Consider the following 17,064-nt stretch of genomic DNA (forward strand, 5'->3'; position numbering starts at 1 on the left):
CCCTGAGTCAGGCGTTGATGCGGGCCTCCGTGGCCAGGCGGTTGATCGCCCGTTCGAGTTCGTCGAGGGCGGCGAAGGCCTTGATGTCTTCCTGCTTGAGCAGGGTTTCGCTGCGCTGGCAGGCGGCGCGCAATTGCGGCACTCCGCAGTAGCGGGTCGCCCCGTGCAGGCGGTGGACCCGTTCGATCAGGGCATTGTGGTCGTTGGCGGCACGGGCGGCGCGAATCGCTTCGCGATCAGCCTCCAGCGAGGCCAGGAGCATCGCCAGCATGTCGGCGGCCAGATCCGCCTTGCCGGCGGCCAGGCGCAAACCTTCGTCGTGATCCAGCACTTGCAGCTCAAGGCCGTTGCCGGACGGTTCGCCCGTGCGTTCCGGGCCCTGGTTGCGCAGGGCCAGACCGGTCCACTTCAGCACCACCTGAGCCAGCTGCCGTTCGCTGATGGGCTTGGTCAGGTAGTCGTCCATGCCGCTTTGCAGCAGCGCGCGTTTTTCGTTGGCCATGGCGTGGGCGGTGAGGGCGATCACCGGCAGCGGCGTGCAGTTGCGCTCGCTTTCCCACTGGCGAATCGCCTCGGTGCTCTGGCGACCGTCCATGCCGGGCATCTGCACGTCCATCATCACCAGGTCGAAGGATTCGTTCTGCACTGCCTTGACTGCCGCGTAACCGCTGTCGACCGCGAGCACCTTGGCGCCCATGTCCTCGAGCAGGGTCTGCACCAGCAGCAGGTTGGCCGGGTTGTCATCGACACACAGCACCCGCGGCGGGCGACTGGCGATCGGTTCGCTCGGCTCGCTGCGCACCGCCTTGGGGTTGACCAGGTCGGCCAGGGCGCGCCGCAGTTTGCGGGTGCAGGCCGGTTTGGCCTGCAACTGGCTGTGAGGGTTGGGCACCGACAGGTGGAACAGCGTCTGTTCGGTGGTCGGGCACAGCACCAGCACTTTGCAGCCCAGGTGTTCGAGGTCCCAGATGTGCTGGTTGAGGCGTTCCGGCGGCATGTCATTGGTGGTGATGCCGAGAACCGCCAGGTCGATCGCCTGTTCGGTCTGGTGCACCCCGGTCACCCCGTTGGTCAGGGCTTCCAGGGTATTGAACGGCGTGACTTCCAGGCCGCAATCCTCGAGTTGATGCTGCAGGGCCTGGCGCGCCAGCTCATGGTTCTCCAGCACCGCGACCCGCCTGCCGAGCAGCGGCGGGGCGGGCAGGTCTTCAGCGTCGTCGCGGGTTTTCGGCAGGCGCAGGCTGATCCAGAACTCCGAACCTTCGCCGGGCGTACTGTCGACGCCGATCTCGCCGCCCATCTGTTCGATCAGGCGCTTGGAGATCACCAGCCCCAAACCGGTGCCGCCGGGTTGCCGCGACAGTGAGTTGTCGGCCTGGCTGAAGGCCTGAAACAGGGCGCGCACGTCCTGGTTCGACAGGCCAATGCCAGTGTCCTGAATGCTGATGCGCAGTTGCACGCTGTCTTCGTGTTCTTCTTCGAGCATGGCGCGGGCGACGATGGTGCCTTCGCGGGTGAACTTGATGGCGTTGCTCACCAGGTTGGTGAGGATCTGCTTGAGGCGCAGTGGGTCGCCCACCAGCGACAGCGGCGTATCGCGATACACCAGGCTGACCAGTTCCAGCTGCTTGGCGTGGGCGGCCGGGGCGAGGATGGTCAGGGTGTCCTGCAACAGGTCGCGCAGGTTGAACGGAATGCTGTCGAGCACCAGCTTGCCGGCTTCGATTTTCGAGAAGTCGAGAATTTCGTTGATGATCCCCAGCAGGCTGTCGGCGGACTTTTCGATGGTGCCCAGGTAATCCAGCTGGCGCGGGGTCAGCTCGCTTTTCTGCAACAGGTGGGTGAAGCCGAGGATGCCGTTGAGCGGGGTACGGATTTCGTGACTCATGTTGGCCAGGAATTCCGACTTGATCCGGCTGGCCTCCAGGGCCTCCTTGCGCGCCAGGTCCAGTTCGATGTTCTGGATCTCGATGGTCTCCAGGTTTTGCCGGACATCCTCGGTGGCCTGGTCGATGCTGTGCTGCAGTTCTTCCTGGGCATTCTGCAGGGTGCCGGCCATGCGGTTGATGCCCGAGGCCAGTTCGTCCAGCTCCTGGCTGCCGAGCAAGGGCAGGCGGGTTTCCAGGTTGCCGTCCTTGAGTTGGGTGACGGCCTGTTTGATCTGGCTCAGCGGGTTGTTGATGGTGCGCCCCATGCGCAGCGCCAGCAGGCCGGTGCAGATCAGCCCGGCGGTAATCAGCATCAGGCTGGCGAACAGGCTGCGGTAGCCGCGCAGCAGCATGCTGTTGTGGGACAGTTCCAGCTCGACCCAACCGAGCAGGCGGTCGGACTCGTCGGGAATCAGGTCGCCGGCCAGGTTGCGGTGGCGGCCGAACACCGGCAGCAGATAGCGGGTGGCGTCGCTGCCGGTGCGTTGCAGCATCTGGCTGCCGTTACCGGTGGGCGCCTGGTTGAGCATGCTCGGGCCGGCATGGGCCAGGGGCGTGCGGTCGGGCGCAAGGAAGGTCACCGCGCGTACGTCCTGCTGTTCCAGGGACTGGGTGGCGATGCGTTCCAGCAGGGCGGTGTTCTGGTGGGCCAGGGCCGGTGCCACCAGGGGCGCCAGTTGTTCGGCGATCATTTCGCCGCGTTGCAGAAGTTGGGTTTGCAGGTCCGACTGCTGCATCCAGGTGAAATAACCGCCCAGCACCAACGCCATCAGGCTGGTTGGCAGCAAGGTCAGCAACAGCACGCGGCCTTTGATCCCCAGTTTCTTAAGCACGCAACTCTCCTGCTAACACGCCATGTTGAATGAACCCTGCGCACATCCGGTGCGCACCACCTGCGCAGTGTAGCCATTTGCTTTGCCGCAATCTTCGCAAAATTAACCGTCGAACCGCTCGGCCTTCCCCCGGTGTAGCGACGCTTTGTCGACCGGTGTCGGTTGCCCGGCCGCGGACAATCTTGAATAATCGCCCAACTGAGAATTACTTGCAGAAGCTAATGAATCCCGTATCTGTCGGCCATCCCCGGATCCTGAGCATCGAAGACGACCTGGTGCTCGGTGCCTATGTGCACGAGCAATTGGGCCGTTGTGGGTTTGATGTCACCTGGTGCCAGAACGGCCAGGAAGGGCTGGCGATGGCCTGCCAGCAGCCTTTCGATGTGGTGCTGATGGACATCCTGCTGCCGGGGATGGATGGGCTGACGGTGCTCACGCATTTTCGCCAGAGCCATTCCACGCCGGTGCTGCTGATGTCGGCGCTGGGGGCCGAGGCCGATCGCATCAGCGGTTTTCGCCTGGGCGCCGACGACTACCTGCCCAAGCCCTTCAGCATGGCCGAGTTGCGGGTACGGATCGAAGCCATCCTGCGGCGCGTGGCCCTGGATCGCCGGCCGGCCCCGGCGCCGCTCAGGCAGGAAGCCCAGGGGCTGCGTTTCGACGACGAGCTGTGCGACGTGCATTACGGGCAACAGTGGGCCGGGCTGACCCGCAGCGAGTACCGCTTGCTGGAGACACTCAACCGCAACGGCGATGAGGTCCTGAGCAAACCCTTCCTTTATCAGCATGTGCTGCAGCGCGGCTACGCCCCCCATGATCGCAGCCTGGACATGCACATCAGCCAGATCCGCCGCAAACTCAAGGCGGTCGGTTATGTCGCGCGGGAAGTGCGCACGGTCTGGGGCAAGGGCTATGTGCTGAGTGCCGTCGATGAAATGGCCTGAGCTGCCCGGCAGGCATTCGCTGTTCTGGAAGCTGGCCTGTCTGTTGGTCGCCTTTTGCCTGTTGATGATCTGGCTGAGCTGGTCCTGGGGCCGCTACATGGAACAGAAGAACCTGTTCCTCTCCGACGAGGCCCGCGGCACGCTGACCGGTTACGCCGCCGAGGCCGAACAGGCCTGGAACCAGGGGCAGAGCGCCGGGGTCGATGCCTGGTTGCAGGGCATGGCCGGGCGTGAGCGGCATTGGATCGGGGTCATCGGCCGCGACCTACAATCGCTGAGCAGTTATCCGCTGAGCGAAGCCGAGAGCCAGCACCTGACATTCCTGCGCGGCCTGGATTGGCCGGTCAGCCGTCATACCCGTGGTTTGCCCTGGCTGAAGATTCCGTTTCCCAACGACCCGTCCGCCGGCAGCCTGGTGATCGAGCTGCCCCAGCGCTTCATGCCCGGGCGCTATCGGGTGTTCTGGCGGGTGCTGACCAACGGGGTGATTCCCGGCCTGTTCACCCTGTTGCTGTGTGTCGGGCTGTATCGACTGTTGGTGGTGCCGCTGAACCAGTTGCGCGAACAGGCCAACGCCTGGCGCGCCGATCAACTGAATGCGCGGCTGTCGAGCCAGACCACCAGTCGCCAGGACGAGCTGGGTGAACTGGGCCGGGCGTTCGACCAGATGTCCGAGCGCCTGCAGGGCACCGTGGCCTTGCAACAGCAATTGCTGCGCGACCTTTCCCATGAATTGCGCACGCCCTTGAGTCGACTGCGGGTGGCCTGCGACGGCGAGCAGAGCCTGCCGGCATTGCGCGAGCGGTTGGCGCGGGAAGTCGATGGCATGCAGCGGCTGGTGGACGACACCTTGCAACTGGCCTGGCTCGACACCGAGCGGGCGCCGCTGGCCGAGGAAGACATCCAGATCCAGGCCTTGTGGGAAATGCTCACGGAAAACGCCTGCTTCGAAAGCGCCTGGTCCAGCGCGCAACTGCACTGCGCGCTGGATGCCTCGTGCTGGGTCCGGGGCAACCTCAATACCCTGGCCCAGGCCCTGGAGAACATCCTGCGCAATGCCATTCGTCATTCGCCCGCGGGCGGTCGTGTGCTGCTGGACGGCCAGCGCCAGGGCGAGTATTGGCTGCTGTGGCTGGAGGATGAAGGGCCTGGCGTGGCCGACGCCGATCTGCAGCGGATCTTCGATCCCTTTACCCGTCTCGACGGCTCGCGTCCGGGCAATGGCGGTTTTGGCCTGGGGTTGAGCATCGCGCGCAACGCCGTGCAGCGTCAGGGCGGCCAGCTGTGGGCGGAAAATGCCGGGCGTGGCTTGCGCCTGAACATGCGTCTGCGGGCTGCCGTTAGGGTGCAAGCGCCTTCGAGCGAGGCTGATTCGCTGCCTTATATCGTTAAGCCATAAGACCCTCACTTTGCGTGATATGGCCTGCGAACGTTTGCCGGTATGATAGTCGCCCCCGCAGTCCGGATTGCGAATACGCCATGACCTTGCAGTACCCCACCATCGCCGATTGCGTCGGCAACACCCCGCTGGTCCGTTTGCAGCGCCTGCCTGGCGTCACCAGCAACACCCTGCTGCTCAAGCTCGAGGGCAATAACCCGGCGGGTTCGGTCAAGGACCGCCCGGCGCTGTCGATGATCACTCGCGCCGAGCTGCGTGGGCAGATTCACCCCGGCGATACGCTGATCGAGGCGACCTCGGGCAACACCGGGATTGCCCTGGCCATGGCTGCGGCGATCAAGGGCTACAAGATGATCCTGATCATGCCCGACAACTCCAGTGCCGAGCGCAAGGCGGCGATGACCGCCTATGGCGCCGAGCTGATCCTGGTCAGCCAGGAAGAGGGTATGGAAGGCGCGCGCGACCTGGCCGAGAAGATGCAGGCCGAAGGTCGCGGCAAGGTGCTCGACCAGTTCGCCAACCTGGATAACCCGGAAGCGCACTACACCGGCACCGGCCCGGAAATCTGGCGCCAGACCGAGGGCACCATCACCCATTTCGTCAGCTCCATGGGCACCACCGGCACCATCATGGGCACCTCGCGTTATCTGAAGGAACAGAACCCGAACGTGCAGATCATCGGCCTGCAACCGATGGAAGGCTCGGCCATCCCCGGCATTCGTCGCTGGCCGCAGGAATACCTGCCGAAGATCTACCAGGCCACTCGCGTCGATCGCATCGTCGACATGACGCAGAGCGAAGCCGAAGACGTGACCCGGCGCCTGGCCCGCGAAGAAGGCATCTTCTGCGGCGTGTCCTCGGGCGGTGCGGTGGCGGCGATGTTGCGCTTGTCCCGCGAAGTCGAAAACGCGGTGATTGTCGCGATCATCTGTGACCGTGGCGACCGTTACCTGTCGACCGGCATCTTCGATGCGCCCAACTGATGGCTAAGCCAGTCAGAGGCCTGCGCTTCCAGCCTTCGGGCGGGAGCCGGGCGGCGCAGATCCCCGTTGGAAAAAAACAGCGCCTGACCATCGAGCGCCTGGCCAACGACGGTCGTGGCATCGCCTTTCTGGAAGGGCGTACCTGGTTCGTTGTCGGTGCACTGGCGGGCGAAGAGGTCGAGGCGCGAGTACTGGGCGCCCACGGCAAAGTGGTGGAAGCCCGTACCGAGCGGGTATTCAGCGCCAGCGATCTGCGCCGGCCAGCGCCTTGCGCCCATGCCGGCCGTTGTGGCGGTTGCAGCGTGCAGCACCTGCCCCATGACGAACAGCTTGCCCTGAAACAGCGCATGCTCGCCGAGCAGCTGTCGCGGGTTGCCGGTGTCGAGCCAGAGGAGTGGGCGCCACCTTTGAGCGGTCCGGAGTTCGGCTACCGACGCCGGGCGCGGGTCGCGGTGCGCTGGGACGCCAAGGCGAAAAAACTCGAAGTGGGCTTTCGCGCCGCCGGCAGCCAGGACATAGTCGCCATCGACGAATGCCCGGTGCTGGTACAGCCCTTGCAACCGATCATGAGCCGCTTGCCGGCCATGCTGCAGCGCCTGAGCAAACCGCAGGCGCTGGGGCATGTGGAGTTGTTCAGCGGTTCGGCGATTGCTGTGCTGCTGCGCCATATGGCGCCGTTGTCCGCGGCCGACCTGGAGATTCTCCAGGCGTTCTGCGCGTTCCATGAGGCCCAGCTGTGGCTGCATGGCGAAGGCGAGCCGCAACCGGTGGACCCGGACCAGGCCCTGGGCTATCGCCTGGAGCCGTGGAATCTGCAGCTGGCTTATCGGCCGGGGGATTTTGTCCAGGTCAATGCCGGGGTCAACGAGGCGATGGTGGCCCAGGCCCTGGAGTGGCTGGCGCCACAGGCTGACGAGCGCGTGCTGGACCTGTTTTGCGGCCTGGGCAACTTTGCCCTGCCACTGGCGCAGAAGGTTCGTGAAGTGGTGGCGGTCGAAGGGGTGGCGACCATGGTCGCGCGTGCCGCGGAGAATGCCGCTAGCAACAATTTGCATAACACCCGGTTTTTTCAGGCCGATTTATCGCAGCCCCTGAGCGACGCCGAGTGGGCCCGCGAAGGCTTTTCTGCGGTACTCTTGGACCCACCTCGGGACGGGGCTTTCGAGGTGGTACGCAAGCTGGCGAGCCTGGGCGCCAAGCGCCTGGTTTATGTGTCATGCAACCCTGCCACTCTGGCGCGTGACACAGTCGAACTGGTCAGGCAGGGCTACCGGTTAAAACGTGCCGGGATCCTCGATATGTTTCCTCAGACGGCACATGTCGAGGCCATGGCGTTATTTGAAGCGAGCTAGGATGGCTCGTCTAATCCGTTGGCCCGTCAGGCAGCACTCGCCGGCCCAGCGAGGAAATACTGGCAGTGAAGGTCAGCGATTTGACGCATTGAATGTGCGTCGTAGGGAAGGTAAAGCAAGATGGTACAGGTGAGAGCGCACCAGCCGATCAACACCGACGGCAGTATCAATCTCGAGGCGTGGCTCGATCATGCGGTCAGCGTCGACATGGCACTGGACCGTGAAGCCTTGAAAGAAGCCTGCGAGTTCGCTCGTGAGGCAGAGCAACAACACATCGCCGCGAAGAATCTCAGTGGCGAAGACATGTCGAGTTTCAGCACCGGCCTCGAGATCGCGGAGATCCTTGCCGACCTCAAGCTGGATCAGGATTCGCTGGTGGCCGCGGTACTCTACCGTGGCGTCCGTGAAGGCCAGATCCCGCTGCCGGCCGTCAGCCAGCGCTTCGGCCCGGTGGTGGCCAAGCTGATCGACGGCGTGCTGCGCATGGCGGCGATCAGCGCCAGCCTCAGCCCCCGCCAATCCCTCGTGCTCGGCACCCAGGCCCAGGTGGAAAACCTGCGCAAGATGCTGGTGGCGATGGTCGATGACGTGCGTGTGGCACTGATCAAGCTGGCCGAGCGGACCTGCGCGATTCGCGCGGTGAAAAACGCCGACGACGAGAAGCGCAACCGGGTCGCCCGGGAAGTCTTCGACATCTACGCACCGCTGGCTCATCGCCTTGGTATCGGCCATATCAAGTGGGAGCTGGAGGACCTGTCCTTCCGTTACCTGGAGCCTGAGCAGTACAAGCAGATCGCCAAGTTGCTGCACGAGCGGCGCCTCGATCGTGAGCGCTTCATCTCCGATGTGATGAACCAGCTGCAGAACGAACTGCAGGCCACCGGCGTCGACGCCGACATCAGCGGCCGGGCCAAACACATCTATTCGATCTGGCGCAAAATGCAGCGCAAGGGCCTGGAGTTCAGCCAGATCTACGATGTGCGCGCGGTGCGCGTGCTGGTCCCGGAAATGCGCGACTGCTACACCGCGCTGGGGATCGTCCACACCCTGTGGCGGCACATTCCGAAAGAGTTCGACGACTACATCGCCAACCCCAAGGAGAACGGTTACCGCTCGTTGCACACGGCGGTCATCGGCCCTGAGGGCAAGGTGCTGGAAGTGCAGATCCGTACCCACGCGATGCACGAAGAGGCTGAGCTGGGGGTCTGCGCCCACTGGCGCTACAAGGGCACCGACGTCAAGTCCGGCTCCAACCACTACGAAGAGAAAATCTCCTGGCTGCGCCAGGTGCTCGAGTGGCACGAGGAACTGGGGGATATCGGCGGCCTGGCCGAGCAACTGCGGGTGGATATCGAGCCGGACCGGGTGTACATCTTCACCCCCGACGGCCATGCGATCGACTTGCCGAAAGGCGCGACGCCGCTGGACTTCGCCTACCGCGTGCACACCGAGATCGGCCACAACTGCCGGGGCGCGAAGATCAACGGGCGCATCGTGCCGCTCAACTACAGCCTGCAGACCGGCGAGCAGGTCGAGATCATCACCAGCAAGCACGGCACGCCGAGCCGCGACTGGCTGAACCCGAACCTGGGGTATGTCACCACCTCAAGGGCACGGGCGAAGATCGTCCACTGGTTCAAGCTGCAGGCGCGCGATCAGAACGTGGCGGCGGGCAAGACTTTGCTCGAGCGCGAACTCAATCGCCTCGACCTGCCGCAGGTGGATTTCGACAAGCTGGCCGACAAGGCCAACATGAAAACCGCCGAGGACATGTTCGCCGCCCTGGGCGCGGGCGACCTGCGCCTGGCGCAACTGGTCAACCTGGCGCAGCAGTTGGTGGAGCCGGAACGCGGCAACGAACAGTTGGAGCTGATCCCGCGCAAGGCCACCGGCTACAAGCCGGGCAAGCGCGGCGACATCCAGATCCAGGGCGTCGGCAACTTGCTGACCCAGATGGCCGGTTGCTGCCAGCCGCTGCCGGGGGATGCGATCGTCGGTTACATCACCCAGGGCCGCGGGGTGAGCATTCACCGTCAGGACTGCGCCTCGGTGCTGCAACTGGCCGGCCGCGAGCCGGAGCGGATCATCCAGGTCAGCTGGGGCCCGGTGCCGGTGCAGACCTATCCGGTGGACATCATCATTCGCGCCTACGACCGCTCCGGCCTGCTGCGTGACGTCTCCCAGGTGCTGCTCAACGAGCGGATCAACGTGCTGGCGGTCAACACCCGCTCGAACAAGGAGGACAACACTGCGCTGATGTCCCTGACCATCGAGATTCCGGGGCTGGACGCGTTGGGGCGGTTGCTGGGGCGTATTTCCCAGTTGCCGAACATCATCGAGACCCGCCGTAACCGTACCCCTTGAAATCCGGAGCGTAGGAGCGAGCGGACGGCGATCCGGTTTGCCCGCGATAGCGGTATGTCAGACAAATCGCCATCGCGGGCAAGCCTCGCTCCTACAGAAAACATGGTTTGGCAATGAGAGTGACCGATGTACAGCCTTGAAGACCTGTTGCACCTGATGGCGCGGCTGCGGGATCCGCAGTACGGCTGCCCTTGGGATATCAAGCAGAGCTACGCCACCATCGTCCCCCACACCCTGGAAGAAGCCTACGAAGTGGCCGATGCCATCGAACGAGGCGATTTCGAGCACTTGCAGGGCGAGCTGGGCGATCTGCTGTTCCAGGTGGTGTATTACAGCCAGCTGGCGCGGGAGGAGGGGCGTTTCGAGTTCGACGGCGTGGTCGACAGCATCACCCGCAAGCTGATCCGTCGCCATCCCCATGTATTCCCTACCGGGGACCTGTACGCGCCGCTGGATACGCCACGGCTGGATGAAGAACAAGTCAAGCAGCGCTGGGAAGAGATCAAGGCCGAGGAGCGCGCTGAGAAATCGGCAGAGCCTTTGCAGTTGTCCTTGCTCGACGATGTACCCGCGACGCTGCCGGCCCTGTCCCGTTCGGCCAAGTTGCAAAAGCGCGCGGCCCAGGTCGGTTTTGACTGGCCGGACGCCTTGCCGGTGGTGGACAAGATCCGCGAAGAGCTCGATGAAGTGCTCGAAGCCATGTCCGAGAATGACCCGCAGGCGATCGCCGACGAGGTGGGCGACCTGCTGTTCGCCGTGGTCAACCTGGCCCGGCATCTGAAGGTCGATCCGGAAACCACCTTGCGTGGCGCCAATGCCAAGTTCGAGCGGCGCTTTCGATTTATCGAGCAGGCATTGCGCGATACCCGCCGACCCATGGAAGATTGCACCCTCGAAGAGTTGGACGCCTTGTGGGGCGAAGCCAAATGTCAGGAAAAGAATTTGCCCAGCTGTGGCTGAGGCTGTTGCCTAAGTGAGTGAGCACCAATGAGCCTTTCCCTTCGCGACCAGTTGCTCAAAGCAGGGCTGGTCAACCAAAAGCAGGCCAAGCAGGTCAGCAAAGAGAAACAGAAGCAGCAACGCCTGGTCCATAAGGGCCAGGTCGAGGCGGACGATACCCAGGCGCGCCTGGCCCAGGAGGCGCAAGCCGAGAAGGTCAAGCGCGACCAGGAACTCAACCGCCAGCAGCAAGAGAAGGCCGAGCAGAAGGCCCGTGCCGCGCAGATCAAGCAACTGATCGAAGTGTCGCGCCTGCCAAAGCTGACCACCGAGGACTACTACAACTTCGTCGACGACAAGAAGGTCAAGCGCCTGTCGGTGAACGCCCTGATGCGCAACAAGCTGAGCAGCGGCTCGCTGGCCATCGTGCACCATGCCGGCGGTTATGAAGTCATCCCGCGTGAAGCCGCGCTGAAGATCCAGGAGCGCGATCCACGGCGCATCGTTCAGCTCAACACGCCGACCGAGGCGCCGGACGAGGACGATCCGTACGCGGCCTACCAGATCCCTGACGATCTGATGTGGTAAACCCGCAGAAACAACAAACCCCGCCATGAGCGGGGTTTGTTGTTTCTGAAGCGGCTACCGATGCGTGGCGGCAGCCGCGGCAGTCAGTGTGAGGTCAGGAGCTTTGCGGTGCGCGGTTCTGCTCCAGCTTCTCCAGTTCGGCCTTGTAATTATGGGCATCGCTCTCGGAATGAAACATTCCCACCAGCAAGTCTTGTTGATGCACGTCCCAGATCCGTACACCTGCGGCTACGCCTTCATGGGACATGTGTGAATCGTCGCGTTCAGTTACTTTTACAGTCATCTGCTAGCTCCAATCTCTATTGATCTGCAGCAAGGCGTGTGCAGGACTTCGTTATATATTTTGTTAGCTGGCTAAGTAAATTGCTTTCAAATGCAACAATCTTTTGCAGATTTCGAAACAGTCCCGCAGGCCGCGGAAACTGTGGCATTCGGTCGCAGGGGCCGGAGTTTCATGACAAAAGTTTCATGTTGGGCGGCTGTTGTGCCGGGCATTTTTGCTCGGCGAGCGAGCCTGTCGGGTCGCCAGGAGGGCTGTGCTTGAGCGGCCAAATAGAAACACCAGGCGAAAAAAAGCCCCGCATCGGCGGGGCTTTTTCATTGTCGTGCGGCTTAGCTGCCTTTGACGGTCTTGCCGTTGACGGTGCCGTTCAGGAGCATGATGTTGTACTCCTTGCCGTCGGTTTCGACCTGTTGCAGGCGAACCAGCAGGTAATCCCAGTCCTTGGCGAACCACATGACGGTGATGCGTTTGCTTTGTGTCGGGTCGCGCACGCGCTCGACCTTGATCGCGTCGATCTGGCCGGCCTTGGTGTCGACTTTTTCCGAGCCCAGGACACGGAAGTCGTAGGTGTCGACTTCGCCATCATCGACGACCTGATAGCTCATGCTTTTCTTGCCGGCGGCCACATCGTGCTGCAAGGCGAGCTGGTAGGTGGATTTGTCGACCATGCCGCGATTGAGCGGGATCTTGACCGCATCGCCGCGATCGGTGCCGGTGACCATCTTGGCGTTCCAGTCAAAGTCCAGGTCGGCCTTCTTGGCTTTGCCCAGGCCGCCGCGCTCGAAGTGATAGGACTGCGGCAGCAGGGTGTCCTTGTCGAGCGTCAGGGTGCTTTCTTCAGTCAGGCTGGCGATCATCATCGAAGCCTTGAAGCTCAGCTTCCAGGTGCCGTCGCCTTTCTTTTCCAGGCTGCGTTCGGCGGTACCGCTCATCGGCAGCTGTTTCCAGTCGGCGGTATAGCTGGCGGAGAAGGGTTGAAGGTCTGCAGCCTGCGCGAAAGGCAGGGCGAGCAGAGCACAAGCGAAGAGCAGGGCGCGACGCATAAAATCTCCTAATTACGAATCAAGTGGCCACTGGCGGCCAGTAACTGACCATCCAGTAAAGCACCCTGTTCGCCGAGTGTGAGTCGACCTTCGGCAAACCAGCGTACGGCCATCGGGTAAATCCGGTGTTCCTGGACGTGGACCCGCTGCGCCAGGCTTTGCGGCGAGTCGTGCAACTCTACCGGGATCACTGCCTGTACGACCAGTGGTCCGCCATCGAGTTCCTCTGTCACAAAGTGCACGCTGCAGCCGTGCTCGGTGTCTCCGGCCTCCAGCGCTCGCTGATGAGTGTGTAACCCTTTGTATTTGGGTAGCAGCGAAGGATGGATATTGAGCAGGCGACCCTGGTAGTGCCGAACGAAATCCGCGCTGAGAATGCGCATGAATCCGGCAAGCACCACGAGCTTGGGCTGGAAGGCGTCGATCAGTTCGATCAGTGCGGCATCGAAGGCCTCGCGACCTTCGAATGCCTTGTGATCGAGGGCGCGGGTATCGATACCCGCATCCTGGGCGCGTTGCAGGCCGTAGGCATCGGCGCGGTTGGATATCACCGCGCGGATGCGTACCGGGCTGTCGTCGGCCCGGGTACTGTCGATCAGGGCCTGCAAGTTGCTGCCGGTACCGGACAACAGCACCACTACATCACAGGTGGCTGGCATCGGCTCTTGCATCAATGTGCCTTGAGGTTTTTCAGCTCGACCTGGGCAGCGCCTTCGGCGGCGCTAGCGATCTGACCAATGACCCAAGGCTGTTCGCCGGCTTCGCGCAGGACGTTCAGGGCAGTTTCAACGTGCTCCTGAGCCACGCAGATCACCATGCCCACGCCGCAGTTCAGCACGCGGTGCATTTCGTGTTCTTCGACATTGCCCTTCTCTTGCAGCCAGTCGAATACCGCCGGACGCTGCCAGCTGGCCACGTCGACCACGGCCTGGGCGCCTTTTGGCAGAACGCGTGGGATGTTGTCCAGCAGGCCGCCGCCAGTGATGTGGGCCATGGCTTTGACTGCGCCAGTGTCCTTGATCAGCTTGAGCAGTGGCTTGACGTAGATGCGGGTCGGGGCCATCAGCAGTTCGGTCAGCGGCTTGCCGTCGAGCTGGACGGTTTCGATGTCGGCGCCGGAGACTTCGATGATCTTGCGGATCAGCGAGTAGCCGTTGGAGTGCGGACCGGAAGACGGTAGGGCCAGCAGGGCGTCGCCGGTGGCAACCTTGGAGCCGTCGATGATTTCGGCTTTTTCCACCACGCCGACGCAGAAGCCGGCCAGGTCGTAGTCTTCGCCTTCGTACATGCCTGGCATTTCAGCGGTTTCACCGCCAACCAGGGAGCAGCCAGCCAGTTCGCAGCCGGCACCGATGCCGGTAACCACGGTGGCGGCGACGTCGACGTTCAGTTTGCCGGTGGCGTAGTAGTCGAGGAAGAACAGCGGCTCGGCACCGCAGACCACCAGGTCGTTGACGCACATGGCGACCAGGTCCTGGCCGATGCTGTCGTGCTTGTTCAGGTTCAGTGCCAGGCGTAGCTTGGTGCCCACGCCGTCGGTGCCGGAGACCAGTACCGGCTGCTTGTAGCCGGCCGGGATTTCGCAGAGGGCGCCGAAACCGCCCAGGCCGCCCATGACTTCCGGGCGCGCAGTGCGCTTGGCGACGCTCTTGATGCGTTCGACCAATGCTTCACCGGCGTCGATGTCTACACCGGCGTCTTTGTAGCTCAGGGAGGGTTGCTTGCTCATGATCCAGGCCTTTAGGGGGGATTCAGGGGGTATCGACCGAGTCCAGGGAGGCCATTGAAACAGTCGCGGCGGCAATGCCACGCAATCATTTCAGCGACCCCGGCTGTTGCCGGTCTGCGAAGGCGCGCGATTTTATCAGGCTTGAGGTGTAGCGGCCATCCTCGGGCCGACGGGCAGGGCATATCCGCTTAAAAAAACTGCAATTGCGTGTGTCGATCGCGTCGCTCAGGACTGTATAAGGTATAGCCTTGTACTCGCTGTCGTTATGACAGCACGAAAACTTCCATCGATCGGGTGAATGTTTGCCTGGGCTTTGTGGTCACAGCCTGGGTCAATCCTGTTCATGCGGTCCGTTCCAGCCGCCTTTTGTCGTCGGGAATCCTCCATGCGTTTGTGCAAATTTCTTTTTATGGGCTGTTTGTCATTGGTCAGCCTGGCGAGTCATGCCGAAACCCTCAATAACCTGTATCAGGTCCGCGAACCGGTCGGCAGCCAGTCCCCTGGCGAGCGCGATCAGGCCACCCAGCGGGCCCTGGAAACCCTGGTGCTGCGCCTGACCGGCGATAGCAAGGCCTTGCAGAACCCGGGGCTGGCGGCGATCCGCAAGGACCCGCAGCAGATCATCAGCCAGTACGGCTACGACGCCGGTCCTCCCGAGAGCCTGCAGGTCGACTTCGATCCGGCCAGCACCGATCGGGCGTTGCGCCAGGCTGGCCTGTCGCTGTGGGGCAGTAATCGCCCATCGATTCTCGGCTGGTGGCTGACCGACTCCAGTGAAGGTTCCAGCCTGGTCGGCGATGGCCAGGCCAGTGCCACGCCGTTGCGCCGTGCAGCCCTGCATCGCGGCTTGCCGCTGCGTTTGCCGCTGGCTGACCTGAACGAACAGATCGTCGCCACGGCGCCGAATCTCGAAGGTTCCGATTCGGCGCCATTGCGTGCTGCGTCGGAGCGTTACGGCGCGGACGCCCTGCTGGCGGTGCATGCCAGTGAAGAGGGCGGTCAGTGGCAGGCCAAATGGCGCCTGTGGATGGGGGACCAGAAGGAGCAGGGCAGCGTCCAGGGCGCCGATGTGCCGGCCTTGGCCGATGCCGTGCTATTGGCGGTCAGCCAGCGCCTGGCGCCGCGGTTCGTGGTCAAGCCGGGCGCATCCAGCGAGCAGTTGCTGGAAGTGCAGGGCATGAATCTGGAACGTTATGCGGCGTTGGGGCGTTTGCTCGAACCCTTCGGTGGGCGTTTGCAGAGCGTCGATGGCGATCGCTCGGTGTACCGGGTCAGCGGCAGTGCCGAGCAATTGCGCGCGCAGCTGAGCCTGGCTCGGTTGCAGGAGGTCCCAGCGGGCGCTGCGCCTGTCCAGCCGGTTGTCGAAGGCGCGACACCAGCGCCTGCGCCTGCGCCGGCCGCGCAACTGCATTTTCGCTGGTAGGTTTTCTTTCTTTATATAGAAGCAATGGAGTGGTTCATGGCTGATACGCGTCGATGGGTCTGGTTGGGTGGGTTGGTCCTGCTCGGTGGTTTTGTGTACCTGTTGCATCCGATCCTGACGCCGTTCCTGGTGGCCTTGCTGTTGGCCTATCTGTTCGATCCGCTGGTGGACCGCCTGGAAAAGCTCGGCTTGTCGCGCACCTGGGGCGTGGTGGCGGTATTTGCCCTGTTCACCCTGATCGTCATGGCGTTGTTGTTGGTGTTGGTGCCTATGCTCGCCAAGCAGCTGCTGCGCCTGTACGAGCTGGCGCCGCAGATGCTCGACTGGTTGCAGCATACGGCGATGCCCTGGGCGCAGTCCAAGTTGGGCTTGTCCGACGGTTTCTGGAAGTTCGACAAGGTCAAGGCGGCGATCAGCGAACACATGGGGCAGACCACCGATATCGTCGGCGTGGTCCTGAGCCAGGCAACGGCCTCCAGCCTGGCGTTGATCGGCTGGCTGGCCAACCTGGTGCTGATTCCGGTGGTCAGCTTTTACCTGCTGCGCGACTGGGACCTGATGATGGCGAAGATCCGCAGCCTGTTGCCTCGTGATCGCGAGGAGCGGGTGGTGGCGCTGGCCGGGGAATGCCATGAGGTGCTGGGGGCGTTCGTCCGTGGTCAGCTGCTGGTGATGGTCGCTCTGGGAATGATCTATGCCGCCGGCTTGATGCTGGTCGGGCTTGAGCTGGGCCTGTTGATCGGCCTGATTGCCGGTCTGGCGGCGATTGTGCCGTACATGGGCTTTGTCATCGGCATCGGCGCAGCGCTGATTGCCGGATTGTTCCAGTTCGGCGGCGACCTGTACCCGATGATCGGCATCGTGGCGGTGTTCATGGTTGGCCAGGCTCTGGAGGGCATGGTGCTGACCCCCTTGCTGGTGGGGGATCGGATCGGCCTGCACCCGGTGGCGGTGATCTTCGCGATTCTCGCGGGGGGCGAGTTGTTCGGTTTCACCGGCATCCTGCTGGCCTTGCCGGTGGCGGCGGTGATCATGGTGCTGGTGCGCCATGTGCACGACTTGTACAAGGATTCGGACATCTATAGCGGTGTAGAGGAGTCCGAGCAGTAACGCCTACTGTTGATGCTTTAGGGGCGCCCGTGTTTCAGGCGGGCGCCTCTGAGAGTCTTTACAGCTGTCACATCCACCGTCAAAGAACCCCCCGTGATTTCATCAGGCTAACGCAAACCTTTGATTTTGCTTGTGGTCTGCTGCAT

14 protein-coding genes are annotated in these 17,064 nt (G+C 62.9%); 9 read left to right on the forward strand and 5 right to left on the reverse strand.

What is annotated here, in order from left to right; all coding sequences use genetic code 11:
• Nucleotides 1–7 precede the first annotated feature (7 nt).
• Nucleotides 8–2,761 carry a response regulator gene (locus DK261_RS30480; protein WP_009050279.1) on the reverse strand — a complete coding sequence of 918 codons (2,754 nt, stop codon included), beginning with the start codon at nt 2,759–2,761 and terminating at the stop codon, nt 8–10.
• Nucleotides 2,762–2,982: 221 nt separating this feature from the next.
• Between DK261_RS30480 and DK261_RS30485 the strand changes: the two genes are divergently transcribed.
• The 7 genes from DK261_RS30485 to DK261_RS30515 all read left to right on the forward strand — a co-directional run bounded on the left by DK261_RS30485 (nt 2,983) and on the right by DK261_RS30515 (nt 11,330).
• On the forward strand, nt 2,983–3,705 hold the full coding sequence (locus DK261_RS30485) for a response regulator transcription factor (RefSeq protein ID WP_096375163.1): 723 nt from the start codon (nt 2,983–2,985) through the stop codon (nt 3,703–3,705).
• Nucleotides 3,692–5,104, forward strand: coding sequence for a sensor histidine kinase (locus DK261_RS30490; RefSeq protein WP_110177285.1), 1,413 nt, complete (start codon nt 3,692–3,694; stop codon nt 5,102–5,104). Before DK261_RS30485 ends, DK261_RS30490 begins: the two co-directional genes overlap by 14 nt.
• An 80-nt stretch (nt 5,105–5,184) precedes the next feature.
• The gene (cysM, locus tag DK261_RS30495) at nt 5,185–6,087 is read left to right on the forward strand and encodes a cysteine synthase CysM (RefSeq protein WP_009050276.1); all 903 of its coding nucleotides are present in this window, start codon (nt 5,185–5,187) and stop codon (nt 6,085–6,087) included.
• A complete protein-coding gene (gene rlmD / locus DK261_RS30500) occupies nt 6,087–7,439 on the forward strand; it encodes a 23S rRNA (uracil(1939)-C(5))-methyltransferase RlmD (protein WP_028683150.1) in 1,353 nt (450 codons plus the stop codon). The genes cysM and rlmD overlap by 1 nt, the downstream gene beginning before the upstream one ends.
• A gap of 120 nt (nt 7,440–7,559) precedes the next feature.
• Nucleotides 7,560–9,803, forward strand: a complete 2,244-nt coding sequence (gene relA, locus DK261_RS30505) for a GTP diphosphokinase (RefSeq protein ID WP_009050274.1) — start codon at nt 7,560–7,562, stop codon at nt 9,801–9,803.
• 126 nt (nt 9,804–9,929) lie between these two features.
• Nucleotides 9,930–10,763, forward strand: coding sequence for a nucleoside triphosphate pyrophosphohydrolase (gene mazG, locus DK261_RS30510; protein ID WP_038634288.1), 834 nt, complete (start codon nt 9,930–9,932; stop codon nt 10,761–10,763).
• A 27-nt stretch (nt 10,764–10,790) separates the two neighbouring features.
• On the forward strand, nt 10,791–11,330 hold the full coding sequence (locus tag DK261_RS30515) for a DUF2058 domain-containing protein (RefSeq protein WP_038634286.1): 540 nt from the start codon (nt 10,791–10,793) through the stop codon (nt 11,328–11,330).
• 94 nt (nt 11,331–11,424) lie between these two features.
• Here DK261_RS30515 and DK261_RS30520 read toward each other — a convergent pair whose 3' ends face one another.
• The 4 genes from DK261_RS30520 to purM form a co-directional block, all read right to left on the reverse strand.
• Nucleotides 11,425–11,613, reverse strand: a complete 189-nt coding sequence (locus DK261_RS30520) for a hypothetical protein (protein ID WP_016702508.1) — start codon at nt 11,611–11,613, stop codon at nt 11,425–11,427.
• 329 nt (nt 11,614–11,942) lie between these two features.
• A complete protein-coding gene (locus DK261_RS30525; RefSeq protein WP_007927772.1) occupies nt 11,943–12,656 on the reverse strand; it encodes a DUF3108 domain-containing protein in 714 nt (237 codons plus the stop codon).
• 8 nt (nt 12,657–12,664) lie between these two features.
• Nucleotides 12,665–13,315 (reverse strand): phosphoribosylglycinamide formyltransferase, encoded by a 651-nt coding sequence (gene purN, locus DK261_RS30530; RefSeq protein ID WP_009050271.1) that lies wholly within the window; start codon nt 13,313–13,315, stop codon nt 12,665–12,667.
• An 11-nt stretch (nt 13,316–13,326) separates the two neighbouring features.
• The gene (gene purM / locus DK261_RS30535; RefSeq protein ID WP_038634283.1) at nt 13,327–14,385 is read right to left on the reverse strand and encodes a phosphoribosylformylglycinamidine cyclo-ligase; all 1,059 of its coding nucleotides are present in this window, start codon (nt 14,383–14,385) and stop codon (nt 13,327–13,329) included.
• A 385-nt stretch (nt 14,386–14,770) separates the two neighbouring features.
• Here purM and DK261_RS30540 point away from each other — a divergent pair, with 385 nt between their 5' ends.
• Together DK261_RS30540 and DK261_RS30545 are read left to right on the forward strand one after the other, a co-directional pair.
• A complete protein-coding gene (locus tag DK261_RS30540) occupies nt 14,771–15,808 on the forward strand; it encodes a DUF2066 domain-containing protein (RefSeq protein ID WP_110177287.1) in 1,038 nt (345 codons plus the stop codon).
• 36 nt (nt 15,809–15,844) lie between these two features.
• The gene (locus tag DK261_RS30545) at nt 15,845–16,918 is read left to right on the forward strand and encodes an AI-2E family transporter (protein WP_009050268.1); all 1,074 of its coding nucleotides are present in this window, start codon (nt 15,845–15,847) and stop codon (nt 16,916–16,918) included.
• Nucleotides 16,919–17,064 lie beyond the last annotated feature (146 nt).

Source organism: Pseudomonas sp. RW409 (assembly GCF_003184125.1).
Classification (GTDB): domain Bacteria; phylum Pseudomonadota; class Gammaproteobacteria; order Pseudomonadales; family Pseudomonadaceae; genus Aquipseudomonas; species Aquipseudomonas chlororaphis_I.

Bases quoted from the DNA above. Each gene is read 5' to 3' on its own strand.
- DK261_RS30485 (WP_096375163.1), top strand. From the start codon at position 2,983: ATGAATCCCGTATCTGTCGGCCATCCCCGGATCCTGAGCATCGAAGAC.
- DK261_RS30490 (WP_110177285.1), top strand. From the start codon at position 3,692: ATGAAATGGCCTGAGCTGCCCGGCAGGCATTCGCTGTTCTGGAAGCTG.
- cysM (WP_009050276.1), top strand. From the start codon at position 5,185: ATGACCTTGCAGTACCCCACCATCGCCGATTGCGTCGGCAACACCCCG.
- rlmD (WP_028683150.1), top strand. From the start codon at position 6,087: ATGGCTAAGCCAGTCAGAGGCCTGCGCTTCCAGCCTTCGGGCGGGAGC.
- relA (WP_009050274.1), top strand. From the start codon at position 7,560: ATGGTACAGGTGAGAGCGCACCAGCCGATCAACACCGACGGCAGTATC.
- mazG (WP_038634288.1), top strand. From the start codon at position 9,930: ATGTACAGCCTTGAAGACCTGTTGCACCTGATGGCGCGGCTGCGGGAT.
- DK261_RS30515 (WP_038634286.1), top strand. From the start codon at position 10,791: ATGAGCCTTTCCCTTCGCGACCAGTTGCTCAAAGCAGGGCTGGTCAAC.
- DK261_RS30520 (WP_016702508.1), bottom strand. From the start codon at position 11,613: ATGACTGTAAAAGTAACTGAACGCGACGATTCACACATGTCCCATGAA.
- DK261_RS30525 (WP_007927772.1), bottom strand. From the start codon at position 12,656: ATGCGTCGCGCCCTGCTCTTCGCTTGTGCTCTGCTCGCCCTGCCTTTC.
- purN (WP_009050271.1), bottom strand. From the start codon at position 13,315: ATGCCAGCCACCTGTGATGTAGTGGTGCTGTTGTCCGGTACCGGCAGC.
- purM (WP_038634283.1), bottom strand. From the start codon at position 14,385: ATGAGCAAGCAACCCTCCCTGAGCTACAAAGACGCCGGTGTAGACATC.
- DK261_RS30540 (WP_110177287.1), top strand. From the start codon at position 14,771: ATGCGTTTGTGCAAATTTCTTTTTATGGGCTGTTTGTCATTGGTCAGC.
- DK261_RS30545 (WP_009050268.1), top strand. From the start codon at position 15,845: ATGGCTGATACGCGTCGATGGGTCTGGTTGGGTGGGTTGGTCCTGCTC.